Source organism: Falsiroseomonas sp. (assembly GCF_051860665.1).
Classification (GTDB): domain Bacteria; phylum Pseudomonadota; class Alphaproteobacteria; order Acetobacterales; family Acetobacteraceae; genus Falsiroseomonas.
Genome location: NZ_JBHYDM010000008.1, coordinates 46,235 through 71,390, shown reverse-complemented (window position 1 = coordinate 71,390; position 25,156 = coordinate 46,235). Strand labels below are relative to the sequence as shown.

The 25,156-nt window shown below is 69.9% G+C and carries 22 protein-coding genes; 17 read left to right on the top strand and 5 right to left on the bottom strand.

Annotated elements, in window-relative coordinates:
• Nucleotides 1-71: 71 nt before the first annotated feature.
• Entirely contained in the window at nt 72-1,118 is a 1,047-nt protein-coding gene (locus ACTIF1_RS10755; RefSeq protein WP_439596409.1) for a glycosyltransferase family 4 protein, read from the bottom strand.
• 181 nt (nt 1,119-1,299) lie between these two features.
• Nucleotides 1,300-2,124 carry a UDP-2,3-diacylglucosamine diphosphatase gene (locus tag ACTIF1_RS10750; protein WP_439596408.1) on the bottom strand — a complete coding sequence of 275 codons (825 nt, stop codon included), beginning with the start codon at nt 2,122-2,124 and terminating at the stop codon, nt 1,300-1,302.
• Between the two features lie 278 nt (nt 2,125-2,402).
• Between ACTIF1_RS10750 and ACTIF1_RS10745 the strand changes: the two genes are divergently transcribed.
• A complete protein-coding gene (locus tag ACTIF1_RS10745) occupies nt 2,403-3,272 on the top strand; it encodes a diacylglycerol/lipid kinase family protein (protein ID WP_439596407.1) in 870 nt (289 codons plus the stop codon).
• A gap of 48 nt (nt 3,273-3,320) precedes the next feature.
• Nucleotides 3,321-3,737, top strand: a complete 417-nt coding sequence (locus tag ACTIF1_RS10740) for a hypothetical protein (protein ID WP_439596406.1) — start codon at nt 3,321-3,323, stop codon at nt 3,735-3,737.
• A 13-nt stretch (nt 3,738-3,750) separates the two neighbouring features.
• On the opposite strand, the gene ACTIF1_RS10735 is transcribed toward ACTIF1_RS10740, so the two are convergent.
• Together ACTIF1_RS10735 and ACTIF1_RS10730 are read right to left on the bottom strand one after the other, a co-directional pair.
• Nucleotides 3,751-3,948: a hypothetical protein gene (locus tag ACTIF1_RS10735; RefSeq protein WP_439596405.1), complete on the bottom strand. Its 198-nt coding sequence runs from the start codon at nt 3,946-3,948 to the stop codon at nt 3,751-3,753.
• Between the two features lie 104 nt (nt 3,949-4,052).
• Nucleotides 4,053-5,090: an ABC transporter substrate-binding protein gene (locus ACTIF1_RS10730; protein ID WP_439596404.1), complete on the bottom strand. Its 1,038-nt coding sequence runs from the start codon at nt 5,088-5,090 to the stop codon at nt 4,053-4,055.
• A gap of 245 nt (nt 5,091-5,335) precedes the next feature.
• On the opposite strand from ACTIF1_RS10730, the gene ACTIF1_RS10725 reads away from it, so the two are divergent.
• The 6 genes from ACTIF1_RS10725 (at nt 5,336) to ACTIF1_RS10700 (ending at nt 11,238) form a co-directional block, all read left to right on the top strand.
• Nucleotides 5,336-6,373 carry a Rieske 2Fe-2S domain-containing protein gene (locus ACTIF1_RS10725; protein WP_439596403.1) on the top strand — a complete coding sequence of 346 codons (1,038 nt, stop codon included), beginning with the start codon at nt 5,336-5,338 and terminating at the stop codon, nt 6,371-6,373.
• A 77-nt stretch (nt 6,374-6,450) separates the two neighbouring features.
• Nucleotides 6,451-7,497, top strand: coding sequence for an extracellular solute-binding protein (locus ACTIF1_RS10720; RefSeq protein ID WP_439596402.1), 1,047 nt, complete (start codon nt 6,451-6,453; stop codon nt 7,495-7,497).
• Nucleotide 7,498: 1 nt separating this feature from the next.
• A complete protein-coding gene (locus tag ACTIF1_RS10715) occupies nt 7,499-8,317 on the top strand; it encodes an ABC transporter permease (RefSeq protein ID WP_439596401.1) in 819 nt (272 codons plus the stop codon).
• The gene (locus ACTIF1_RS10710) at nt 8,314-9,099 is read left to right on the top strand and encodes an ABC transporter permease (RefSeq protein WP_439596400.1); all 786 of its coding nucleotides are present in this window, start codon (nt 8,314-8,316) and stop codon (nt 9,097-9,099) included. Before ACTIF1_RS10715 ends, ACTIF1_RS10710 begins: the two co-directional genes overlap by 4 nt.
• Nucleotides 9,096-10,124: an ABC transporter ATP-binding protein gene (locus tag ACTIF1_RS10705; protein WP_439596399.1), complete on the top strand. Its 1,029-nt coding sequence runs from the start codon at nt 9,096-9,098 to the stop codon at nt 10,122-10,124. The genes ACTIF1_RS10710 and ACTIF1_RS10705 overlap by 4 nt, the downstream gene beginning before the upstream one ends.
• 145 nt (nt 10,125-10,269) lie before the next feature.
• Nucleotides 10,270-11,238, top strand: a complete 969-nt coding sequence (locus ACTIF1_RS10700) for a succinylglutamate desuccinylase/aspartoacylase family protein (RefSeq protein ID WP_439596398.1) — start codon at nt 10,270-10,272, stop codon at nt 11,236-11,238.
• A gap of 7 nt (nt 11,239-11,245) precedes the next feature.
• Here ACTIF1_RS10700 and ACTIF1_RS10695 read toward each other — a convergent pair whose 3' ends face one another.
• Entirely contained in the window at nt 11,246-11,722 is a 477-nt protein-coding gene (locus ACTIF1_RS10695; protein WP_439596397.1) for a DUF3830 family protein, read from the bottom strand.
• Nucleotides 11,723-11,862: 140 nt separating this feature from the next.
• Between ACTIF1_RS10695 and ACTIF1_RS10690 the strand changes: the two genes are divergently transcribed.
• The 9 genes from ACTIF1_RS10690 to ACTIF1_RS10650 are packed head-to-tail and all read left to right on the top strand — an operon-like array spanning nt 11,863 to nt 25,156.
• Entirely contained in the window at nt 11,863-13,086 is a 1,224-nt protein-coding gene (locus tag ACTIF1_RS10690; RefSeq protein ID WP_439596396.1) for an ABC transporter substrate-binding protein, read from the top strand.
• Between the two features lie 9 nt (nt 13,087-13,095).
• Nucleotides 13,096-14,949 carry an ABC transporter permease gene (locus ACTIF1_RS10685; protein ID WP_439596395.1) on the top strand — a complete coding sequence of 618 codons (1,854 nt, stop codon included), beginning with the start codon at nt 13,096-13,098 and terminating at the stop codon, nt 14,947-14,949.
• A complete protein-coding gene (locus ACTIF1_RS10680; RefSeq protein ID WP_439596394.1) occupies nt 14,946-15,728 on the top strand; it encodes an ABC transporter ATP-binding protein in 783 nt (260 codons plus the stop codon). The genes ACTIF1_RS10685 and ACTIF1_RS10680 overlap by 4 nt, the downstream gene beginning before the upstream one ends.
• The gene (locus ACTIF1_RS10675) at nt 15,721-16,434 is read left to right on the top strand and encodes an ABC transporter ATP-binding protein (protein ID WP_439596393.1); all 714 of its coding nucleotides are present in this window, start codon (nt 15,721-15,723) and stop codon (nt 16,432-16,434) included. Before ACTIF1_RS10680 ends, ACTIF1_RS10675 begins: the two co-directional genes overlap by 8 nt.
• A 5-nt stretch (nt 16,435-16,439) precedes the next feature.
• Nucleotides 16,440-18,470, top strand: coding sequence for a hydantoinase/oxoprolinase family protein (locus ACTIF1_RS10670; protein WP_439596392.1), 2,031 nt, complete (start codon nt 16,440-16,442; stop codon nt 18,468-18,470).
• Nucleotides 18,467-20,140, top strand: coding sequence for a hydantoinase B/oxoprolinase family protein (locus ACTIF1_RS10665; protein ID WP_439596391.1), 1,674 nt, complete (start codon nt 18,467-18,469; stop codon nt 20,138-20,140). Before ACTIF1_RS10670 ends, ACTIF1_RS10665 begins: the two co-directional genes overlap by 4 nt.
• Nucleotides 20,137-20,979, top strand: a complete 843-nt coding sequence (locus ACTIF1_RS10660) for an FAD binding domain-containing protein (RefSeq protein WP_439596390.1) — start codon at nt 20,137-20,139, stop codon at nt 20,977-20,979. The genes ACTIF1_RS10665 and ACTIF1_RS10660 overlap by 4 nt, the downstream gene beginning before the upstream one ends.
• Nucleotides 20,976-23,663 carry a molybdopterin-dependent oxidoreductase gene (locus ACTIF1_RS10655; protein ID WP_439596389.1) on the top strand — a complete coding sequence of 896 codons (2,688 nt, stop codon included), beginning with the start codon at nt 20,976-20,978 and terminating at the stop codon, nt 23,661-23,663. Before ACTIF1_RS10660 ends, ACTIF1_RS10655 begins: the two co-directional genes overlap by 4 nt.
• The gene (locus ACTIF1_RS10650; protein ID WP_439596388.1) at nt 23,660-25,156 is read left to right on the top strand and encodes a 6-hydroxynicotinate reductase; all 1,497 of its coding nucleotides are present in this window, start codon (nt 23,660-23,662) and stop codon (nt 25,154-25,156) included. The genes ACTIF1_RS10655 and ACTIF1_RS10650 overlap by 4 nt, the downstream gene beginning before the upstream one ends.

The following is a 25,156-nucleotide window of genomic DNA, read 5'->3' as shown; positions in this document are numbered from 1 at the left end:
GACGCACGCCATGGCCAAGCCGGTAGCACGGCCCGGCGCGAACGGGAAACCTGCCCCGCCGCGCGGCCGGTTCAGCCGGGGCCGGGGCCGGGCAGCAGGCTGTCGCGGAAGCGCAGGGCGCAGGCCGCCCAGGAGAATTTCTGGGCATGCGCCCGGCAGGTGGCGCGGTCGGCCCGCAGCGCCGCCAGGCAGGCCGCACGCAGATCGGCATCCAGCGCGCCCACCGGGTGGTTCGCGATCACATCCAGCGGCCCGGTCACCGGGAAGGCCGCCACCGGCGTGCCGCTGGCGAGCGATTCCAGCAGCACGAGCCCGAAAGTGTCGGTGCGGGAGGGGAAGACGAAGACATCCGCCCGGGCATAGGCGCGCGCCAGCGCGCCATTCTCCCGCCAGCCGGTGAAATGCGCCGCGGGGAAGCGGCGCATCAGGGCGGCGCGCTGGGGGCCGTCGCCCACCACAACCTTGCTGCCCGGCAGGTCCAGCGCCAGGAAGGCCTCCAGGTTCTTCTCCACCGCCACCCGCCCGGCGACGAGGAAGATCGGGCGCGGCAGCGCCTCCCAGGCCTCGGCCGCGCCGCGATCCGCCGCATCGGGGTGGAATCGCTCCAGGTCCACACCCCGCGACCAGGGCACCACATGGGTGAAGCCGCGCCGGGACAGCTCCTCGGCCAGGGTGGGGGTGGCGCAGAGCGTGCCCTGCCCGGCTTCATGAAAATGCCGCATCAGTGCCCAGGACAAGGCCTTCGGGATGCGCGTGCGGGCGTGCAGATAGTCCGGGAATTTCGTGTGGAAGGAGGTGGTGAAGCGCCAGCCACGTGCCTTGCAGATCGACCGCATGGCCCAGCCGAGCGGACCTTCGGTGGCGATATGCACCGCCTGCGGCCGGAATTCATCGACCAGCCGCGCCAGCCGGCGCTTCGGTGCGATGGCCAGCCGGATCTCCGCATAGCCGGGGGTCGGCACGGTGCGGAAGCGATCGGGGCCGATCACCTCCACCACATCGCCCAGGCGCCGCAGCTCCTCCACCACGGTCTCCATGGTGCGGACCACGCCATTCACCTGCGGGGTCCAGGCATCGGAGACCACCAGGATCCGCAGCGGGCCGGTCACGGCCGTCATCTCCGACTCCAGGAGCGCGCCCATGCCCCAAACGGCGTCTTCGTCCAAAGGGCCCCCTTCGCCTCAGCCGCGCGATGCATCGCGCGAAGGGTCCCTGGTGCCCCAGAAGACGCTTCGGCGGAAGGGGCCCAGGGGCGGGAGATGGCGGATCGCATGCGCGTCGCGCCTCCGCGCCGCCGGTCTAGACCGTCTCCGGCACGGCGGCGGGGGTGGCGCCGCGGAAGAAGCTCAGCCGGTTCTCCCGCGCCCAGTCCACCAGCTCGAAGCGGCCGTCATGATGCTCGACCAGCGCGGTGCAGCTTTCCACCCAGTCGCCGTCGTTCATGTAGAGCACGCCCTGCACCTCGCGCATCTCGGCATGGTGGATATGGCCGCAGACCACGCCATCCAGGCCCCGCCGGCGGGCTTCCTGGGCGAGCGCCGTCTCGAAGCGGTCGATCGCCATCACCGCGCCCTTCACCTGCCGCTTCAGCCATTGCGACAGCGACCAGTAGGGATAGCCGAAGCGGCGGCGCAGCGCGTTGAACCAGCGGTTCGCGACCAGCGCGGCGTCATAGGCCCAGTCGCCGAGATGGGCCAGGAACTTGGCGTAGCGCACCACGCTGTCGAATTCATCGCCATGGATCACCAGGAAGCGGCGGCCATCGGCGGCCTGGTGCACGGATTCCTTCGCCAGCCGCACGCCGGCGATCTCGAGGCCCAGCCAGTCGCGGAACATCTCGTCGTGGTTGCCGGGGATATAGGTGACCTCGGTGCCGTTGCGGGCCATGCGCAGCACCAGGCGGATCGCCTCGTCATGCTCGGCGTCCCAGTACCAGGATTTGCGCAGCCGCCAGCCATCGACGATGTCGCCCACCAGATAGAGCTGGTCGCATTCCGTCTGGCGCAGGAAATCCACCAGGAAATCGGCTCGGCAGCCGCGGGTGCCGAGATGCAGGTCGGACAGGAAGACCGTCCGGTAGCGCCGCCCGATCCCTGCGCCGAACCGACTTGCCGTGCTGTCCATGCGATCTGCCCGCCCTCTTCCCACGCCGCCACGGCGAACCGCGGCGCGATGCGCAGCCCACGGTTCCGCCTGCGCAGGATCCCGTCCGGCCCTTGCCCTGCGCACCCGGAACGCGCCGCAGGCGGTTCCGTTGCGCGAGCGCGCTCTAGCCCGGGACGCCGCGCCGCGACGTGAATCTTGAATGACTTGTGCCCTGTGAAACGCCCGCCGCGCGCTTGTCACCGCCGCGTCAGCGGAATGACCGCGGGGTGTCACGATGCACCGGCTAGGGCGCGGCGATGCTCATCGTCTTCAATCCCACCGCCGGCGCCGGCCGCCGACGCCGCCTGGCGCGGGCCCTGGCGGCGCTGGCCGCGCTCGGCCTGCGGCCGGAGGTTGCGGAGACGCAGGCCCCCGGCGATGCCACCCGGATCGCCGCCGCGGCTGCCGGCGGCGGCACCCGCGTGGTGGTGGCGGCCGGCGGCGACGGTACCATCGCGGAGGTCGCGGCGGGGCTGCAGGGCAGCGAGGCCACGCTCGGCCTGCTGCCGCTCGGCACCGCCAATGTGCTGGCCTGGGAGCTGGGCCTGCGGCTGGCGCCGGAGGCAGCGGCGGGCGTGCTGGCGCGCGGGCGGCCTGGGCGGATCTGGCCCGGCCAGGCCCGCTTCGCCGATGGGCGCGCCCGGCTTTTCGTGCAGATGCTGGGCGCCGGCTTCGATGCGGCCGTGGTGGCCGGGCTGGACCTGCGGCTGAAGCGCCGGCTGGGCCGCGCCGCCTATGTGCTGCAGAGCCTGGCCGAGCTGCCGCGCTACCGCTTCCCGCCGATCGCGCTGCGGCTGGATGGCCAGGCGCTGGAGGCGGCCAGCGTCATCATCAGCAAGGGCCGCTTCTATGCCGGGCGGCATCTGCTGGCGCCGCGGGCGCAGCCGGCGCAGCCCGGCTTCCAGGTGGTGCTGTTCCGGCAAGGCGGGGCGGCCGCGGCGGCGCTGGCGGGTGCCGCCCTGCCGCTCGGCCTGGTGCCCCGGCTGCCGGGCGTGACGATCCACACCGCGCAGCGGGTGGAGCTGGTCGGCGCGGCGGTGCCGGTGCAGGCGGATGGCGATCCGGCAGGCCTGCTGCCGGCCTGGATCGAGGATGCCCCCGCCCCGCTGCGCATCCTGCTGCCCTGACGGGCCGCATTATCCATTCTTCAGCAGCGGCGCGCCCATGATGCGCCGATGCCCAAGGAAGTCCGCTACATCCTCTTCTCGCCGGAGGAGGTGATGGAGATGCTGGCGGAGGCCATGATCCTGGCCGATCCCGGCTGGCAGGCCGCGGCAGGGATGGTGCGGCTGGACATGGCCACCGCGCCTTCCGGCGAGGTGATCGCGCGGCTGGTGCCGCAGAAGCCGCGCCGTGGCCAGCGCGCTGCCTGGTCCTTCACCGCCGGGGATATCCTGGCCATCATGCTGCAAACCTGCCGCCGCAACCGCCTGCCACTGCCGCTGCGCGGCCACAAGCGGCTGGAGCTGATGGGAACCAGCCTCTGCCTGACGATCTCGATGGGCGAGGTGCAGGGCGGCCCGGAGGTGATGCTGCAGGAGGTGCGCTACCTGGACCCCGGCCTGGCGCCCCTGCTGGCGCGCCGCGGCTAGACCCCTGGCCGGTTCAGCCTGCCCGCAGCCTTTCCTGGCCCAGCGCCAGCAGCGCCGCGGCGAGGCCGGCGACCAGGGAGACCAGACCGAAGCCCGCGGCAGCCCCGAGGCCCGCAAGCCCCATGCCGAGCGCCGGAACCAGGCTCAGCGCCACGCTGGACATGCCGAGCAGCGCAGTCGATCCGGCCAGGATGCAGAGGGCGACCATCATGGGGAACCTCCAATCATGGCGAGATCAAGGACTACGCCTTTTTCTCGCCATGATCCACGCACGAGAAAGAGAGGTCGCTCACACAACCTCCCCTCGCCCGCGCCTCAGACCACGCGCAGCTGCTCCGCCGCCGGAAGATAGGCCGGCGTGTAGAAATCCGCCGCCGCCAGGGTGGCGGGAATGGCGAAGGCGGTGCGGATGGTCTCGATGGAGGCCTGCACGCGCTCCATCGGCAGGTTGCCATAGCCGCCCGAGAGCACCTCCGGCGTGCGCAGGAATTCGAAATTGGCGATCAGCCGCTCCTTCTCGAGCGCCGCGGGCGCCGTGGGGTCGCGCCGCACCAGGGCGGCGATGGCGGCATCCGGCTCCGCCCATGCATCGGCATGGCCGCGGATGATGGCGCGGATCATGCCAGTGACGACGCGCGGATTGGCCTCGGCATAGGATTTCCGCACCTGCAGCCCGGTGGAGAGCAAGGCCACGCCGAAATTCGAATAGCGCATCACCACGATATCGGATTGCGGGATGTTCAGCGCACGCAGGCTGAAGACGCCGGAGGTTTCGAAGCCCGTGATGGCATCGGCATCGCCGCGCGCCAGCATCGGCTCCCGCAGCGGCGGCGTGACGGTGATCCAGGTGATCTTGGCCAGGTCGATGCCGGTGGCGCGGGCGAAGGCGGGGAAGAACTGGCGGCCGCCATCCGTCTCCGGCGCCGCCAGGCGCTTGCCCTCCAGGTCCTTCGGCGTGCGGATGCCGGTGCGGCGCAGTGTCATGGCGGAAAGCGGGCTGCCCTGGGCGAGGATGAAGGGGCAGATCAGGTCGGTGCCCGGCTGTGTCAGCCGCAGGCGCATCACGGCGGAGATGTCGCCGACACCGAACTGATAGGCGCCGCTGGCGACCTTCACCGGCACATCGCCGGCGCCGAAGCCGCGATCGATGCTGACATCCAGCCCCTCCTCACGGAAATAGCCGCGCTCCAGCGCCAGCAGATAGGGCGCCTGGGGGCCCTGGAAGGCCCAGTCGAGGGAGAACTTGATGGGCGTCAGCGCGGCCTGGCCGCGCGCGAGGTTGGGCAGGGTGAGCAGACCGCCGGTCGTGGCAAGTCCGGTGGCGGCGAGGAGGGTGCGTCGGGTGGGATGCATCGTTCGGCCTCTCTGTGCGCGCCGTGGACCGGCGCGGCGGTTTGTTCGATCTGCCAGGCAAGCAACCCCCATGCCGCGCCCCGAAGGCCTCTGGCAGGGGACGAAGCCCGGTTTATGGGCATCACCGCACGCCGGATGGGCGGATTTCCCGCAGAAGCCGGGACTTGCCTGCGAATTGGGCTGGCACGCCGGTTGCGACGCGCGGGCCGCCGCCAAGGGGGCGAGGCAATTCCACGGACCAAGCCATGCTGGCCACGCGCCAAAAAATCCTGCGCCGCTTCTGGTACCCGGTGATGCCCGAGGCGGCGCTGCAGGCCGCCCGGCCAGTGCCCTTCCGGCTGCTGGGCCGGGATCTCGTGCTGTGGCGCGGCAAGGACGGCGCGCCAGCCGCACTCACGGATCGCTGCCCGCATCGTGGCGCAAAGCTCTCCACCGGCTTCCTGGACGAGGCGGTGCCGGAGGGGCCGGCACTGGCCTGCGGCTATCACGGCTGGGCTTTCGGGGCGGATGGCCGCTGCGTGAAGGTGCCGCAGGCGCATGACCCGCTGCGCGGCATGAAGGGTGGCGCGCGGGCGCATCATGCCGCCGCGCGCTATGGCTGGATCTGGGTGTGCCTGGAGGATCCGCTGCAACCGATCCCGGAAATTCCGGAAGCGGCGGACCCCGCCTTCCGCCGCATCGACGAATTCCACGAGGCCTGGGCCGTCTCCGGCCTGCGCATCATGGAGAACAGCTTTGATACCGCGCATTTCTCCTATGTGCATGCGGCGACCTTCGGCATTCCGGAGGATCCGAAGCCGGCGCCCTCCACCATCGAGCACACGGAGTGGGGCTTCGTCATGCGGTCGGAGGCCCCGGTCTCCAACCGCGGCATCAGCAAGCAGCTGGTGAGATCGGACAGCGACCGCACGGTGCGGATCATCGAGGGCCGCTGGTTCCTGCCCTTCTTCCGCGCCAGCCGCATCGACTATCCGAGCGGGTTGACGCACATCCTCTGCACCGGCGCGACGCCGATCGACGACGCGCACAGCATGATCTGCCAATGGGTTTTTCGTAATGACAGCGAGGCGGATTCCCCCGCCGCCAAGGTCATCGAATTCGACCGCGCCGTGACGATGGAGGATCGCACGGTGCTGGAGACGACGACCTTCGACGTGCCGCTGGAGATGGGGGCGGAACTGCATATGCCGGCGGACAAGCCGGGCATCGAGATGCGCCGCCGCCTGGCCACGCTGCTGGCCGAGCACGGCGAGCGGGAAGCGCGGCTTCCCGCCGAGGAATGATGCGCCGCACGGGCTTGCGGCGCGCCGCGGCACGGTTCCATAGTCCGGACAATTCAGCTTCGATCGAGGATCCGATCATGTCACGCGATGGCTTCCTCTCCCGCCCCCTCGCTCGGCGCACCGCGCTGGCCGCGGCGGCCCTGCCGCTGCTGGCCCCCGCGGCCCGGGCCCAGCAGCGCTTCGCCGGGCGCGAGATCGTGGCAACGGCCTTCGGAGGGCCGAGCCAGGACCTGATCCAGCGCCTGGTCTTCGACCCCATCACGCGGGAGACCGGCGCGCGCGGCACGCAGACGCCGCTGCTCTCGGCCAATGCCTTCGCCCGCATGCGGGCCGAGGCTCAGGCGCCGCAGATCGACCTCTTCATGTTCTCCGGCGGCCAGCAGGTGGCGGCCAAGGCCGGCGACCTGACGCAGAAGCTGCCGGATGCGCCCAACTTCGCCAATGTGCCGGCCAATCTGAAGGATGCCGATGGGCAGTGGATCGCCTGGGGCCTGGTGACGGAAGGCATCCTCTATCGCCCGGACAAGGTCGCCACGCCGCCGCGCAGCTACCGGGATTTCTTCAAGCCGGAATTCGAGGGCCATATCGCCTTCCCGCACATCACCAACGGCTATGGCACCGATTTTCTCGTGATGCTGGCCAAGGCCTTCGGCGGCGGCGAGCAGAATATCGGCCCGGGCTTCGAGGCGCTGAAGCGCATCTCCGGCCGCGCCAATATCTTCCGCTCGGCGGCGGAGGTGCAGACTCTCTTCGCTTCCGGCGATATCTGGATCATGCCCTATGACGGCGCCTCCGCCATGCGCAGCACGGCGATGGGCATTCCCGTGGCCTATGCGGTGCCGGAGGAAGGTGCGCCCTATGTGCTGCTGACCGGCGCGGTGGCGAAGCGCTCGCGCAACGCGGATATCGCGGCGGCCGTGCTGAACCGGCACCTGGACCCGGAAGTGCAGACCGCCATCGCGCGCGAGATCGGCTGGGCGCCGGTGAATACCGCGACGCAGCTGCCGCCGGATGTCGCGCCCTTCATGGCGCCCACCGACAAGCTCGCGCATCTCGACCGCGACGCGATCAACGCGAACCGTCCGGCCTGGACGGACCGCTTCAACCGCGAGATCGCGCGCTGAGATGATGGACGGCGCCCGGCGGGGCCTGATCGCTGCCGGGCTGCTGGCCCCGGCGGCGCTGGTCTTCGCCATTCTCTTCGTCTGGCCGCAGCTCGGCCTGTTCCTGCAATCCCTCGGCGGGCCGCCGACCTTTTCGCGATTCCTGGGCGACAGCTATTACCTCGGCGTGCTGGGCAATAGCCTGCTGCTGGGCGTGTGCGTGACGCTGGTGACGCTGGTGCTGGGCTTTCCGCTCGCCTTTCTGTTGGCGCGGGCGGAGACGCGCTGGGCCGGGCTGCTGCTGCTGCTGACCACCTTCCCGCTCTGGGTGAGTGCTGTGGTGCGCAGCTTCGCCTGGATGGTGCTGTTCTTCCGCTCCGGCGTCGCCTCCCGCCTGTTGCAGGGCACCGGGCTGGTGGCACCCGACTTCCAGCTGATCGGGACCTTTGCCGGCGTGGTGATTGCCTTGGCACAAGTGCTGCTGCCGATCATGATCGTCACGCTCTATGCGGTGATCCGCGGCGTGGATCGGGACCTGGAGCATGCGGCGATGAATCTCGGCGCCTCGCCGGCCGTGGCGCTGTGGCTGGTGACGCTGCGGCTGGCGCGCGGCGGCGTGCTGGCGGGATCGCTGCTGGTCTTCTCGCTCTCCGTCTCCGCCTTCGCCACGCCGTCGCTGATCGGCGGCGCGCGGGCGCATTTCATGGCGGTGACGATCTATGAGCAGACGCTGGAATTGCTGGACTGGCCCTTCGCGGCCGCCATCGCGGCGATCCTGCTGGTGATCTCGCTCTCGGTCGCGCTGACCTATGGCAAGCTGCTGGGGGAGAAGAGCCGATGACCAGCCTGCGCACGCCGCTGGGCTGGGTGCTGCGGGGCATGGCGGTGCTCGGCTTCATCTATCTGCTGGGGCCGCTGCTGGTGATCGTCGCCGCCTCCTTCAGCGATACCGGCTACCTGGCCTTCCCGCCGCAGGGGCTTTCGCTGCGCTGGTACCATGCGGCGCTGGCCGATGCGCGCTACCTGACCGGCTTCTTCGTCAGCTTGCGGCTGGCGGCGATGGTCGCCGTGCTGTCGCTGATCATCGGCACCGCCGCCGCCGTGGCGCTGACCCGCTTCGCCTTTCCGGGATCGGTGCTGCTGGAGGCGCTGTTCCTCTCGCCGCTGGTGCTGCCGGCGCTGGTGCTGGCGGTGGCGCTGACGCTGTTCTTCTCCGCCAACCCCATCGCGCCACCCGGCATGACGCGCCTGGTCATCTCCCACCTCCTGGTCGGCGTTCCCATGGTCTTGCGGGTCATGCTGCCGGTGCTGCGGCGTGTCGACCCGGCCATCGAGGAAGCGGCGCGCAACCTGGGAGCTTCGCCCACAAAGGCCTTCTTCCTGGTGACGCTGCCGGTGCTGCGGCCGGGGCTGATCGCGGCGGCGGCGCTGGCCTTCATCTTCTCCTTCGACGAGGTCGAGATGGCGTTGTTCCTGGGCTCCGTCCGGGACGCGCCGCTGACCGTCGTGCTCTATGGCGCCGCGCAGATGCAGATGGACCCGACGGTGGCCGCCGTCTCCTCCCTGCTCATCCTGCTCGCGCTGCTGCTGATGGTGGCCCAACAAATGTATGCGAATCGATGACGAACAGCGCGGAACTGGTGCTGGACGGGCTGGCGCGCCGCTACGGCAGCACCACCGCCGTCGCCCGCATGGACCTGACCGTTGCGGCCGGGGAGCTGGTGGCGCTGCTCGGCCCCTCCGGCTGCGGCAAGACCACCACGCTGCGCATGGTGGCGGGCTTCATCGAACCCAGCGAGGGCCGCATCCTGCTGCGCGGCAAGGACATCACCACCATGCCCGCGCATCAGCGCGACACCGGCATGGTCTTCCAGTCCTACGCCCTGTTCCCGCATCTGAGCGTGGCGGAGAATATCGCCTTCGGGTTGAAGCGCCGCGGCGTGGCCAAGGCCGAGATCGCCGAACGAGTCGCCCGCATGGTGTCCCTGCTGCAATTGCAGGGGCTGGAGGCGCGACTGCCAAAACAGCTGTCCGGCGGCCAGCAGCAGCGCGTTGCGGTGGGCCGCGCGCTGGTCATCAACCCCGCCGTGGTGCTGCTGGACGAGCCCTTCTCCAACCTCGACGCGCTGCTGCGCGAGGGCACGCGGATCGAACTGCGCCGCCTGCAGACGGAGCTGGGCCTCACCACCCTCTTCGTCACGCATGACCAGGCGGAGGCGATGGCCATCTCCGACCGGATCGCGGTGATGAACAAGGGCCGCCTCGAACAGCTCGGCACGCCGCGAGAGGTCTATGAGCGCCCCGCGACCCGCTTCGTCGCCACCTTCATCGGCCGCGCCAATATTTTTGTCAGTCGCGACGGACGGTCGGAGGATGGCATCGCGCTGGATGGGCCGGAGGGAACGCTGGTGCTGCGGCCGGAGCGCGTGACGCTGGATGAGGCGCCGGCGGAGGGGCCGAATGCGGTTGCCGGCACGGTGGAGCTGCTGAGTTTTCTCGGCACCGGCACGCAGGCCGTGCTGCGACTGCCTGGCGGGCGGCAATTGCTGGTCGAGGGGCCCGCGTCGCTCGCCGATCGGTTCCGCACCGGCGGGCCGGCCACGGCGCGCTGGACGCGCGGCGATCTGGTGGCGCTTCCGGCGGAGTAGAGGACCCCCACCCCGACCAGCCTTCGGCGTTGCGGCAGTGCCGCAACCCCCCGCAACCGCGGGGGAGGGAGCAGCCCGTACTTCCCCCTCCCCCGCTCTCGCGGGGGAGGGTCGGGGTGGGGGCAAATCACAGGAGACCGACCCCATGAAATTCGGCACCGCCGAAGCCGCCCCCGGCGAACTCGCCACCGGCACCATCACCCTCACCAGCGACCCGATCGGCCCGCTGCTCTCGCCCGTGATGCTCGCGCGCGGCGCGCTGCCGGGGCCGCGGCTCTATATCCAGTGCCTGATCCATGGCGGCGAGAATGTCGGGCCGATCGCCGCCGCGCGCTTCCTGCGCGGGCTGGACCTCAAAACCTTCAAGGGCAGCATCGCGGTGCTGATGTGCGCCAATCCGCTCGGCCAGCGCATGCACAGCCGGCTGATCCCGCAGGACGGCACGAACCTCAACCGCATCTTCCCCGGCAGCCCCAGCGGCAGCGTCGGCGAGCAGCTGGCGGACCGGCTGCTGGCGCTGGCCGGCGAGCATGGCGGCGATGCGGTGCTCGACCTGCATAGCGGCGGCGAGCTGACCATCACCGCCTTCTACGTCATCCACGACGCCAAGGGGTCTTCGCCTGCGCAGCTCGCCTCGCAAAAACTCTCGGCGCAGGTCGGCAGCCGCTACCAATGGGGCGCGACGGAGGATTGGATGGAGGGCACCTTCCTCACCAATGTCACGCGCCGCCACAACAAGGCCGCGCTGATCGTGGAAAGCGGCGGCGGCGCCCGCGTGCGGCCGGAGGACCTGGCGAATTTCGCCACGGCCCTGACCGGCACGGCGCAGGCGCTCGGCATGCTGCCGGGCACGCCGCCGACCGCGAGCGACATCCGCTACGGCGGCAACGCCGTGCATGTGAAGTGCAGCCAGGGCGGCTACTGGGATTGCCGCGTGGAGCCCGGCCAGGACATGGCGGCGGGCGATGTCATGGGCCATATGGTCGACATGACCGGCCAAGTGGTGGAGACCATCACCTGCCCCGCCAAATCCGCCTGGGTCGGCTCCATCCGCCGCCCCTGGATGCCCTTGTATGCCGGCGACCAGGTGGTGGAGGTGGTGGAGCGCAAGTAGGGAGGGCTCAGCCCTCCCGCTTGATCTCCAGCATCTTCGCACCGCGCAGCCGGATATCCGCGCATTCCTTCGCGAAGGCCGGCAGATCCTCGGCCAGCATGCGGCCGAACATGGTCACCGGCGTCCAGCCCAGCGGGCCGAACACGCGCCCGCCATCGCCGTAGAACATGCCGATCTCCCAGAACTCGTCGGCCAGGCCCTTCATCATGTTCGGCGCCTGGTAGAACCACAGCACGTCGCCCGGCGTCGGGATCACCGTCTGGTTCTCCGGCGGCAGGCTCCGCGGGTCGAAGGTCTGGTTCTCCGGCGGCAGGCCGATCATGATCTCGGGGCCGGCGAACATCGCGTGGAAGGACAGCTGCCGCACCGGCGTCGCCAGCGCGCCCCAGATGGCCTCCACCGTGCGGGCGGCGAGCGTCTCGTGCAGCTCGACACGGCCGGAAACGCCGGCATCGACGAAGGTGAAGCGCAGCATGCGGGGCATCGGGGTCTCCTGGATCCAATGCGCGCAGGATCATCCGGCGGCGCCGCGCCGGTCAACCGGGGTGCGGGCGCGAAAGCTGCTGGACCGGCGGCGCCACCCGGTGGAGGATGCGCGCCGAGAGCGAGATGGGGATCCGTGGCATGGCTGGTTTCACCCTTACCCGACGCAGCGCCCTGGCGGCTGGCACGGGCATCCTGGCAGGGCTGCGCCCGGGCCTGGCGCCGGCGCAGGGCGCGCCGATCAAGATCGGCGAGCTGAATTCCTATGCCCGCATGGCGGCCTTCGCCATGCCCTATCGCAACGCCATCCAGCTCGCGGTGGACCAGATCAACCAGGCCGGCGGCGTGATGGGCGGGCGGCCGCTGGAATTCGTCTTCCGTGACGATGGATCGACCCCCGGCGACGCCGTGCGCGTGGCGGAGGATCTGCTGACGCGCGAGGGCTGCGCCTTCCTCGCCGGCACATTCCTCTCCAATGTCGGCCTGGCCGTGTCGGACCTGGCGAACCAGCGGAAAAAGCTGTTCCTGGCGACGGAGCCGCTGACCGATGCGCTGACCATGGCGCAGGGCAACCGCTACACCTGGCGCCTGCGCCCGGGGACCTATATGCAGACGCGCATGGTGGTGGAAGCGGCGCGCGGCAAGACGCAGAAGCGCTGGGCGATCGTCGCGCCGAACTACGAATACGGCCAATCCGCCGCCGCCAATTTCAAGAAGCTGATCGGCACCGCCATTCCGGGTGCGGAGATCGTGGCGGAGCAGTATCCGGCGCTCGGTCGCGTCGATGCCGGCGCCACGGTGGGCGCGCTGGCCCAGGCGCGGCCGGATGGCATCTTCAACGTGCTCTTCGGACCGGACCTGACGGCCTTCGTGCGGGAGGGCAATACGCGCGGCCTGTTCGAGCGTCGCCTGGTGCTGTCCCTGCTGACCGGGGAGCCGGAATACATGCTGCCGCTGGGCGATGAATGCCCGGATGGCTGGATCACCACCGGCTATCCCTGGGAACAGGTGCAGGACGCGCCGCACAAGGCCTTCGTCGACGCCTATCGCGCCCGCTTCAACGACACGCCGCGCAAGGGCAGCGTGCTGGGCTATGTCACCGCGCAGGTGGTGGCCAGCATGCTGAACAAGGCGAACTCCACCGAGACGGAGGCGATGGTGGACGCGCTGGCCGACCTGCCGACGCAGACCATCGTCGGCCCCGTCGTGATGCGCGCCCTGGACCACCAGGGCACCATGGGCACCTGGGTGGGGGAGACGGTGCTGCGCGGCCGCACCGGCACCATGCGCAATGCGCGCTATGCCGATGGCGCGAACTACATGTTCCCCGAGGATGAGGTGCGCGCCGCGCGCCCGCGGAGCTGATCGCGGCGCATGGATTTCGGCTTTCTGCTGGTCCAGTCCCTGTCGGGGCTGGCCAGCGCCTCCTCGCTCTTCGTCATCGCGTCCGGACTGACGCTGGTCTTCGGCGTCACCCGCATCGTCAATTTCGCGCATGGCAGCTTCTACATGCTCGGCGCCTATATGGCGGTGACGGTGGTGCCCTGGCTGCTGGATCTGGATCGCTCGCCGCTGCTGTTCTTCACGGGCGTGCTGGTCTCCGCCGCCGTGGTGGGCGTGCTGGGCGTGGTGATGGAGGTGCTGCTGCTGCGCCGGCTCTACAAGGTGCCGGAACTGTTCCAGCTGCTGGCCACCTTCGGCGTGGTGCTGATGGTGCAGGACGCGGTGTTGTGGATCTGGGGGCCGGTCGAGATCCCCGGGCCGCGCGCGCCGGGGCTGCGGCATGGCGTGGAGATTCTGGGCCAGCGCTTCCCGGCCTATGAGCTGTTCCTGATCGGCGTCGGCCCTGCCGTGCTCGGGCTGCTGTGGCTGCTGATGCACCGGACGCGCTTCGGCATCCTGATCCGCGCCGCCACGCGGGACCGGGAGATGGTGGGCGCGCTGGGCGTGAACCAGGCCATGCTTTTCACGGGCACGCTGTTCCTGGGCGCGTTTCTCGCGGGGCTCGGCGGTGCGCTGCAGATTCCGCGCGTCTCCGCCAATTCGCAGATGGATCTGTCGATCATCACAGAGGCCTTCGTGGTGACGGTGATCGGCGGCATGGGCTCCGTGCCCGGCGCCTTCCTGGCGGCGGTGATCATCGGCCAGCTGAATTCCTTCGGCGTGCTGATCTTCCCGAAGATCACGCTGGTGCTGGTCTTCCTGCTGATGGCGGTGGTGCTGGTGGTGAAGCCCTGGGGGCTGCTCGGCCGGCCGGAAGCAGCGGCAGGACGTGCCGCACTGCCGGAAGGCATTTTGGCGACGCCGCGCTTCGGGGTTTGGGAGAAGGTCATCCTCGCCGTCGTGCTGGTGGCCACCCTCGCCGTGCCGCTTTTCGGCGACGCCTATACGGTGAAGGTGGCGACGGAGGTGCTGATCTTCGCCCTCGCCGCCTTCTCCCTGAATTTTCTGGTGGGCAATGGCGGCATCGTCTCCTTCGGCCACGCCGCCTATTTCGGTCTCGGCGCCTATGCCGCGGGCCTGCTGGTGACGCGCGGTGGCTTCGCGATGGAACCGGCGCTGATCGCGGCACCCTTGGCCGGCGCCGCCTTCGCCGCGCTCTTCGGCTTCTTCGTGGTGCGGCTGACGGGCATTTATCTCGCCATGCTGACGCTGGCCTTCGCGCAGATCGCCTATGCCGTCTGCTTCCAATGGGTCGAGGTCACGGGCGGCGACAATGGCGTGGTCGGCGTCTGGCCCTCCGCCTGGGCGCGCTCCCGCGAAGTGTTCCACTACCTCGTCGCCGCCTGCTGCATCCTCGGTATCGCGGCGCTGCGCCACGTGATCTACGCGCCCTTCGGCGCCACGCTGCGGGCGGCGCGGGATTCGGAACAGCGCGCGGATGCCATCGGCATCGATGTTCGCATGCATCGCTGGCTGGCCTTCACGCTGGCCGGCGCGGCGGCGGGGCTGGCGGGCGGGCTCTACGCCTTCTCCAAGGGCTCGATCGACCCCACGCTGCTCTCCATCCCCATGTCCATCGACTTCCTGGCGATGCTGCTGCTGGGCGGCATGCAGACGGTGATGGGCGCGGTCGCCGGTGCCGCGGCCTTCCACACCATCAAGGACTTCTTCATGCCGCTGACGGACCATTGGCGGTTCTTCCTCGGCGCCTCCATCATCGCCCTGGTGCTGATCTTTCCGCGCGGCCTGTCGGGCGCCTATGGCGCGCTGCGGAGGCGCGCATGACGCTGCTTTCGGCGGAGCGGCTCAACAAGCGCTTTGGCGGCGTGGTGGCCGCGAAGGACGTGTCCTTCGCCCTGGCGGCGGGCGAGATGCTAGCGATCATCGGCCCCAATGGCGCGGGCAAATCCACCACCTTCAACATGGTGGGCGGGCAGCTCGCGCCGAGTTCCGGCCGCGTGCTGCTGGCGGGCCAGGACATCACCGGCCTGCCGCCGCGCCAGGTCTGCAAGCTCGGCGTCGGCCGCACCTTCCAGGTGGCGCGGACTTTTCTTTCGATGTCCGTCGCGGGCAATGTCCAGATGGCGCTGATCGCCCATCATGGCCGCACGCGGGATCTGGTGGCGGATGCGGCCTCGCTCTATCGCGCGGAGGCACTGGCGTTGCTGGCGCAGGTTGACATGGCGGAGGCCGCGGACCGCCCGATCGGCGAGCTGGCCTATGGCGATGTGAAGCGCGTGGAGCTCGCCATCGCGCTGGCCGCCGCACCGAAGCTGCTGCTGATGGACGAGCCGACCGCCGGCATGGCGCCACGCGAACGCGCCGCGCTGATGCAGCTCACCGCCAACATCGCGCGCGAAAAGGGCATCGGCGTGCTGTTCACGGAGCACGACATGGACGCGGTCTTCGCCCATGCCGACCGCATCCTGGTGCTGGTGCGCGGCGAGGTGATCGCGGAGGGCTCGCCCGAATCGGTGCGCGCCAATCCGGAAGTCCAGCGCGTCTATCTCGGCCAGTCAGGCCACAAGGCGGCGCTGCGGGCGCGGCGAGGCGCGCATGGCTGAGCCCGTTCTCGAAGTCTCGGGCGTCACCGCCGGCTACGGGCCGGCCGAGGTGCTGTTCGGCGTCGATCTCACGCTGGAACGCGGCGAGGTGGCGGCGCTGATGGGCCGCAATGGCGCCGGCAAATCCACCACCATGAAGGCCGTCATGGGGATGCTGCCGCCCCGCGCGGGCCAGGTGCGCTTCGCCGGCCAGGATATCACCGGTTGGCCCCCCTTCCGCATCGCGCGCGCGGGCCTCGGCTATGTGCCGGAGGATCGGCGCATCTTCACCGACCTGACGGTGGCCGAGAATCTGGAAGTCGGGCGCCGCGCGGCGCAAGGTGGCAGGGCGGCCTGGACGGCCGAGCGCCTCTACGAGATCTTTCCGAACCTCGCCGAGATGCGCGGCCGCCGCGCCGCCGCCATGTCGGGCGGCGAGCAGCAGATGCTGACCATCGCGCGCACGCTGATGGGCAACCCGGAAGCGGTCCTGCTGGACGAACCCTCCGAAGGCCTGGCGCCGGTGATCGTGGAACTGATGGCCGAGGCGGTGCTGCGCATGAAGGCCCAGGGCCTGGCCGTGCTGCTGTCCGAACAGAACCTCGATTTCGCTGCCGCCGTCTCCGACCGCGCCTATGTCATCGAGAAGGGCGGCATCCGCTTCGCCGGCAGCATGGCCGCGCTGGAAGCGGATGAGCAGATCCGCATCACCTATCTGACGGTGTGACGCCCATGCCCCGCATCACGGCCGGCATCGATGTCGGCGGCACCTTCACCGATCTGCTCATGCAGGATGCCGATGGGCGCGTGCGCCTGGCCAAGGTGCCGACCACAACGGCGAACCAGGCGGAGGGCGTGCTGGCGGCGATCGCGGCGGCGGGCAGTTCGCCGGCGGCGCTCGACCTGATCATCCACGGCACCACCGCCACCACCAACGCCGTGCTGGAACGCAAGCTGGCCAAGGTCGGCCTCATCACCACCGCCGGCTTCCGTGACGTGCTGGAACTCGGCCGTCGCACGCGCCCGCATCCCTATGGTCTGAAAGGCACATTCGAGCCGCTGGTGCCGCGCGAATGGCGCCGCGAGGTGGCGGAGCGCATGGATGCCCGCGGCAATGTGGTGACGCCGCTGGATGAGGAAGCGGTGGGGCGGGAGGTGCAGTCGCTGCTGGCGGAGGGGTGCGAGGCGCTGGTCGTGCATTTCCTGCACGCCTATGCCAACCCCGCGCATGAACGCCGCGCCGGGGAGATCGCACGCGCCCTATGGCCAAACGACTACGTGACGCTCGGCCACGAACTGCTGTCGGAATTCCGTGAATACGAACGCGGCACCACCGCCACCGTGAACGCCGCCGTGCAGCCGGTGCTGGACCGCTACATCACGCGGCTGCAGGCGCAACTGGCCGAACGGGGCCACAAGCGCGAACTGCTGGTCATGAACGGCAATGGCGGCACCGTGCCCGCAGGACTGGTGGCGCGGGAGGCGGCGAAGACCGTCATGTCCGGCCCCGCCTCCGGCGTCATGGCCGCGGCGGCGACACTCGCGCAGAGCGGGCTGCGCAATGCCATCACCTATGACATGGGCGGCACCTCCACCGATGTCGCGCTGATCGCGGGCGGTGTGCCGGAGGTTTCGGCGGAACTGTCCATCGCCTATGGCCTGCCGATCCACCTTCCGATGGTGGATGTGCGCACGGTGGGCGCCGGCGGCGGCTCCATCGCCAGCATCGACCGCGCGGGCATGTTTCGCGTCGGGCCGGAAAGCGCGGGTAGCCTGCCCGGGCCGATCTGCTTCGGTCGTGGCGGCACACGGCCCACCATCACGGATGCCAACCTGGTGCTCGGCCGGCTGGATCCCGCGCGGCTGCTGGCGGTGCGCGAGGCGGTGCCCATGGAGACAGTGCGCGAGTCCTTCGCGGAGCAGATCGGCGGTCCGCTGGGCATGAGCGTCGAACAGGCGGCGGAGGCGACGCTGCGGCTGGCCAATGTGCATATGGCCGGCGCCATCCGCATGGTCTCCCTCTCCCGCGGCCATGACCCACGCGACTTCTGCCTGTTGGCCTTCGGCGGCGCCGGGCCTTTGCATGCGGTGGCGCTGGCGCGGGAGATCGGCATCCCCATGGTGCTGGTGCCGGCGCGGCCCGGCCTGACCAATGCACTGGGCTGCCTGGTGGCCGACCTGCGGCAGGATGCGATGAACACGCTGAACCGTGGGCTGGACGATATTTCCGCCGAGGAGATCACAGCGACGCTGGCAGCGCAGCGCGACCGTGCCCTCGCTGCCGTCAGTGCCGACAGCGCAGAAATCGAGCGAACCGATGTGCTGCATGCGGCAGACATGCAGTTCCGCGGCCAGACGCATCTCATCCGCGTCGCGCTTCCTCGTATCGACATGACCCGCGCCGAGATCCAGTCCGCCTTCGAGACCGCCTATTTCTCCCGCTTCCAGGTGCAGCTGCCCGAGATCCGAGCCGTGCTGGTGAACCTGACCACCACCGTCATCGGCCGCCGCCGCGCCTTCGCGCTCGCGGCGCTGCTCGACCCCGCCGAGCGGTGCGGCGAAGCCCGCATCGGTGAACGCAATCTCTACGCGGAGGGCGCCTGGCACCGCGCCGCGGTGTGGCAGCGCGAAAGGCTGGCCGAGGGCACGCGCATCGCCGGCCCTGCCATTATCCAGCAGGCGGATGCAACCACGGTTCTGGAACCCCGCTCCGAAGCCGTGGTCGATGCCATCGGGAATCTCCGCGTCAGGGTGCAGCCATGATCGATGCCCTGACGCTCGCCGTGATCCAGGCCGGGTTGCAGCAGGTCTGCAACGAGATGGACATCGCCTTCTCCCGCGCCGCCTTCTCGCCGGTGATCGCCGAAGCCGATGACCGATCGGACGGCATCTATGCAGCGGAGGATGGCGCGCTGATCGCGCAGGGGGAGCTCGGCCTGCCGGTCTTCGTCGGCACCATGGCGCATTCCGCCGCACATCTGGTGCGCCTGATCGGCGAAGGCGCGGTGGCGGCGCCGGAGCCGGGCGACATCTACATCATCAACGACCCCTATCTCGGCGGCACACACCTGATGGATGTGCGATTCGCCAGACCCTTCTTCGTCGATGGCAAGCTGTTCTGCTGGCTGCAGAACACGGGACACTGGCCGGATATCGGCGGCATGGTGCCCGGCGGCTTTTCCGCCCACGCCACCGAAGTCGAACAGGAAGGTCTGCGCCTGCCGCCCGTGAAACTGTTCAAGAAGGGCGTGCTGGACCGGGAGATCCTGTCGATCATCCAATCCAACATCCGCGTGGCCGAGCAGCGGATCGGCGATATCAAGGCGCAGGCGGCGGCCTTGCTGGTGGGCGAGGCACGGCTTGCCGAGATGGTGTCCCGCTACGGCATCGACACGCTGCGAGAGGCCATTGCCGGCATCCGTGCCCGCGCGGCGGAGCGCATGTTGGCGGAACTCCGGCGCATTCCGAATGGCGTCTATGTGTCGGAGACTTTCGTCGATTCGGACGGCGTGGCGGATGCGCCGCTGCGTATCGCGCTGGCCGTGACGCGGCAGGATGACGAGCTGGTCTTCGATCTCAGCGATTCCTCGCCGCCCTGTCAGGGACCGATGAATTCCGTCTGGGCCACCACCTGCTCCGCCGTCTATCTCGCCATGAAGCATATCTTCCCGGACGTGCCGATCAATGCCGGCACCTTCGCGCCTTTGCGCGTGCTGAGGCCGGAGGGCACCTTTCTCGATGCGCGCTACCCGCGCCCGGTCTCCGGCTGCGCAGCCGAAGTCTCGCAGCGGGTTGCGGAGGCGGTGTTCCTCGCCATCGCGCAGGCGCTGCCCGCAGACGTCTGGGCAGCGCCCGCCGGCACTTCCGGCAATTTCGCCCTCGGCGGCTTCGACCCTGCACGCCAGGCCGGCTATGTCATGTACCAGATCACCGGCGGCGGCTATGGCGGCACGGCGGAGGCCGATGGGCTGACCAATGGCTGCTCCACCATCGGCATCAGCAAGACCGCGCCGGTGGAGGTGATGGAGCAATACTATCCCGTATTGTTCAGGCGTTTCGCGATTCACGAAGGCTCCGGCGGCGCCGGCGCGCAGCGCGGCGGCTTCGGCGTGCATTACGAGGTCGAGCTGCTGCGCGGCGAGGCCAAGGCCAGCTTCGTGATGGACCACGGCCGCTTCGGCCCGCCCGGCGTTCTGGGCGGTGGCGCGGGCGCGCGGAACGTCGTGAAGCTGCATCGCAACGGCCAGACCACCATCCCGCCGCATCTGTCGAAGGATCAGGGGTTGCAGTTGCGCGCCGGCGATCGGGTGGAGGTGATGACGCCGGGCGGCGGCGGCTATGGCCATCCACGCGACCGCGACAAGGCCCTCGTCGCGCAGGATGTCCGGCGCGGCTACTATACGGCCGATCAGGCGAAGGCGCTGTGGGGATGACGGCCTATCACCGTCCGACATGCCTGCAGGAGGCTCTGGCGATCCGCGCCGGCGCGGATGTGGCGGTGCTGGCCGGCGGCACCGATATCTTTGCCGCACGCACGGCGCGCGCCGCCTGGGGCGATCCGACGCACCGCGACGTGCTGGACATCAGCGCCCTGCCCGGCCTGCGTGTCATCGAGGAGACGGAAGAGGGCTGGCGCATCGGATGCCTCGTCACCTGGTCCGCCCTGATCGCGGCCAGGCTGCCGCCGCTCCTCGACGGGCTGAAGGCTGCGGCGCGCGAGGTGGGCGGCCGGCAGGTGCAGAATCGTGGCACCCTGGTGGGCAATCTCGTCACCGCCTCGCCGGCCGGGGACGGCATTCCAAACCTGCTGGCGCTGGAGGCCCTTGTCGAGCTCGCCAGCCCGCGCGGCACGCGCTGGCTGCCGGTGGCGGATTTCCTGACGGGCTATCGCACCACGGCGCTGGCGGCGGATGAACTGGTGCTGGCCCTGCACGTGCCGCGGCTGGACGGTGCACAGGGTCACTTCCGAAAGCTCGGCGCGCGGCACTACATGGTGATCTCCATCGCCATGGCCGCGGGCGTGATCGCGACGGATGGCGCGGGGCGCATCACGGGCGCGCGTCTCGCTCTCGGCGCCTGCTCCGCGGTGGCGCAGCGGCTGCCGGGGCTGGAGGCCGCGCTGCGCGGCGTGCCACGGGCCGAGGCAGCGCGTATCCCACAGCCGCATCATCTTGAATCCCTCACCCCCATCGACGACATCCGCGCCAGCGCCGCCTATCGCCGCGACGCCGCGCTGGTGCTGCTGCGGGATCTGCTGGAGGCGCGCGGATGATCGAGATCGCCTTCACTCTGAACGGCGCGCCCTGCGCCGTGACCGCGCCCGCCTTCGCACCCCTGTCCGATACGCTGCGCGAAAGGCTCGGCCTGACCGGCACGAAGGAGGGCTGCAACGCCGGCGATTGCGGCGCCTGCACGGTGCTGGTGGATGGCGCGCAGGCCTGCGCCTGCCTGATCCCCTCGGCCCAGGCGCAGGGTGCGGATGTGCAGACGGTGGAGGCGACGCAGGGCGAGGTTGGCGCCGTGCTGGCGCGGCTGCGCGCGGCCTTCCTCGCGCATGGCGCGGCGCAATGCGGCATCTGCTCACCGGGCATGCTGATGGCGGCCGCCGACCTGCTGCTGCGCGAGGCGACGCCGGACCGCGCAGCAGTTCGCGATGCGCTGGGTGGCGTGCTGTGTCGCTGCACCGGCTATGCGAAGATTCTGGACGCCGTGCTGGATGCCGCGCCGCAGGCTGTCGCTTCGCCGCTGGCGGGTGAGGCGGTCGGCGCCGGCATCGCGCGGCTGGATGGCGTGGCGAAGCTGAATGGCACGGACCGTTTTGGCGCGGATGAGGCGCCGGCGGATGCGCTCTGGCTGCGCGTGGTGCGATCGCCGCATGCCAGCGCGCGCTTCTCTCTCGGTGATCTGGAGACCGCACGTCGCGAGTTGGGGCTGGAGGCGATCCTCACCGCCGCCGATGTGCCCGGCGTGAACGCCTTCGGCATCATGCCGAACCTGAAGGACCAGCCCGTGCTGGCCGATGGCCTGATGCGCTTCCGGGGCGAGGCGGTGCTCGGCCTGGTCGGCACGCGGGACGCGGTGATGGCGGTGCGCGATGCGGCGCTACCGCTCACCTGGCACCCCCTGCCCGCGCTTCATGGCGCCGATGCCGCCAGCGCGGCGGATGCGCCGCAGTTGCATATGCATGCGCCCGGCAATCTGCTGATCGAGGGCCGACTGAACCGCGGCACGCCGGTGCGCGACGTCGCCCATGCGGAGGGCCGCTTCACCACGAGCTTCGTCGAGCACGCCTATATCGAGCCGGAAGCAGGCTATGCCCGCCCCGCGCCCGATGGCCTCGGCACGGAAATCTTCGCCTGCACCCAGGCGCCCTATATGGACCGGGAGGAGACCGCGCGGGTGCTTGGCGTGGCGGAGAATGCGGTGCGCATCCGGCCCAGCGCCTGCGGTGGCGGCTTCGGCGGCAAGCTGGATGTCTCGGTGCAGCCGCTTTTGGCCGTGGCGGCACGCAAGGTGAACCGGCCGGTGCGCATCATCTATTCCCGCGCGGAAAGCATGGCCAGCACCACCAAGCGCCACCCCGCCCGGATCACCGCGCGCATATCCGCCGATGCCGAGGGCCGCTTCACCAGCTACGAGTTCGACGCGGATTTCAACACCGGCGCCTATGCCAGCTGGGGCGCCACGGTCGCCAATCGCGTGCCCGTGCATGCCGGCGGTCCCTACCGCATCCCGAACCTCCGCAACCGCGCGCGCGCCATCTACACCAACGATACGCCCGCCGGCGCTTTCCGGGGATTCGGCGTGCCGCAGGCGGCGATTGCCACCGAATCGCTGGTGGATGATCTGGCGGAACAGCTCGGCCTGGATCGCTGGGAGATCCGGCGGCGGAACGCCATCGGCCGCGGCGACACCACGCATAGCGGCCAGGTGCTGCATGCCTCGGCCGGCCTGCCGGAATGCCTGGATGCGCTGAAGCCGGGCTGGGATGCGATGCTGGCGCAGGTGGCGGCCCACAACGCCGATGCGCCGCGCGTGAAGCTGGGCGCTGGCATTGCCTGCATGTGGTACGGCTGCGGCAATACCAGCATGTCCAATCCCTCCCGCATGAAGCTCACCCTCGCGCGCGATGGCAGGCTGACGCTGTTCAACGGCGCGGTGGATATCGGCCAGGGCAGCACCACGGTCATGGCGCAGATCTGCGCCGATGCGCTCGGCCTGCCGCTGGAGAACTTCCGCTTCGTGCTGGGCGATACGGCGCGCACCTACGACGCCGGCAAGACCAGCGCCTCCCGCCAGACTTTTGTCAGTGGCCGCGCGGCGATGGAGACGGGGCTGGCGCTGCGTCGAAGGATTCTTGCGCTGGCCAATGCCGGGGAGGATGCGGTGCTGGCGCTGGAGGGTACGATGCTGCGTGTCGGCAGCGCGCGGGTGATCGACCTCGCCACGCTCGAGGCGGATCTCGAAGCGGAAGGCCGCTACGATCCGCCAACCACGGCGCTGGACGAGAATGGCCAGGGCACGCCCTATGCCACCTACGGCTTCGCCGCGCAGATCGCGCTGGTGGCGGTGGATACCGCGCTCGGCACGGTGAAGGTGCGGCGCATCGTCGCCGCGCAGGATGTCGGGCGCGCGGTGAATCCCACCCTCGTGCTCGGCCAGATCCATGGCGGCATTGCGCAGGGCCTCGGCCTGGCGCTGATGGAGGAGTTTCTGCCCGGCCGCACCGAGAACCTGCATGACTACCTGATCCCGACCGTGGGCGACGTGCCTGAGATTGCGGTGCATCTCATCGAGGACCCGGAACCGGAAGGCCCCTATGGCGCAAAGGGAGTCGGCGAGCCGGCGCTGGTGCCGACCGCGCCGGCCATCCTCTCCGCCATCCGGCACGCCACCGGCGTCACAATGCGACAGGTGCCCGTGCTGCCGCACCGGTTGTGGGAGCAGATGCGATGAGCGACCATGGCAGCCTCGCCGCGCGATCCCGGAAATTCGGCGCGGCGGAGGGTGACCAGGGCATCGTGCGCTGCGATGCCTGCCCCGTGCTCTGCCGCATCCGCCCCGGCCGCAGCGGCGCCTGTTCGCGCTATGCCAATGACAACGGGCATCTTGTCCGCACCGATCCGGCGGTAACGCTGGCGCGCGCCGTGGAATCAGGCGGGCCTGTGGTGGCCTTCGCGGAAGGTGGCTGGGATGGGCAGTTGCTCGATCCCTCCCGCGCCTTCGTCACCGGCATCGGCGCCGGCACAACTTATCCCGACTACAAGCCCGCCCCCTTCATCGTCGGCGCCAGCCATGCGGGCGTGGATACCGTCACCATCGTGACGGAAGGAATCTTCAGCTATTGCGGCGTGAAGGTGAAGATCGACACGGATCGGCACCTGGGCGCGGAGACAGCGGCCGTGCGGGCCAATGGCGAGCAGGTGGGCCATGTCACCACCGCCGAATATGGCAGCCAGATGCTGTCGCTCGGCGGCGTGCGGCACCTGACGGGCGGATCCAAGCGCGAGGGCACCGTCACCTGCGACACGCTGCTGAAGCTCTGCGCGGGGGATGCGGTGGAGTTGACCATCGATGGCGGCCACGCCGTCCGCGTGCAGGCCGGCCAGGCGCCCGTTGTGGATGGCAAGCCGGAGGTGCGCATGCGCGTCGGCTGCGGCAGCGCCACCATCGGCATCTTCGCGCAGCAATGGTTCGGGCTGGTGGATGAGGTGATCGTGGTGGATGACCACATCACCGGCCTGTTGTCCGAACACCAGGCGGGCAAGGTGCTTGGCATGCGGCCCACCGGCATCCGCCTGCGCGGCCGGCGCTCCACGCCCGGGCGCTATTTCCAGGTGGCGAATCCGGGCCTCGGCTGGGGTGGCACGGATATCAGCGACCCGCTTTCCATCATCGAGAGCATCGACCCGAAGATCGCCTGGCCCGGCCTGCGCCTGCTGCTGACCTCCACCACCGGGGAGGATGCGCTGTGGTGCGTGCTGGATGATGCGCTGCGCCCGATGCCGGCGGAGATGCCGCCCGGCGTGGCGAAGGTCGTGGAGCGGATCGGGGAGAATTGCGAACCCTCGCTCTGCACCGTCATTTTCATGGCCGGCGCCGGCGGGTCGTTGCGCGCCGGCGTCACGGAAAACCCCGTGCTGCTGACGCGCAGCGTGGCCTCCGGCGAAACCCGGGTCACCATGGGCGGCGCGCCCGTCTATCTCTGGCCGGGCGGCGGCATCACGGTGATGGCGGATGTGCTGCGCCTGCCGAAGAACGCCTTCGGCCATGTGCCCACGCCGGCCCTGGTCGCGCCCATCGAATTCACGCTGCCGCGCGCGCTATATGAACGCCTCGGCGGGCATGTGTCCGAGATCGTGCCGGTGCAGGACCTGCTGCGCGACCTCGGCCCCGCGCTGCGCATCGAGGACTGGCAGGCGGGCAATCCCTGGCCCTTTGCCGGCTGA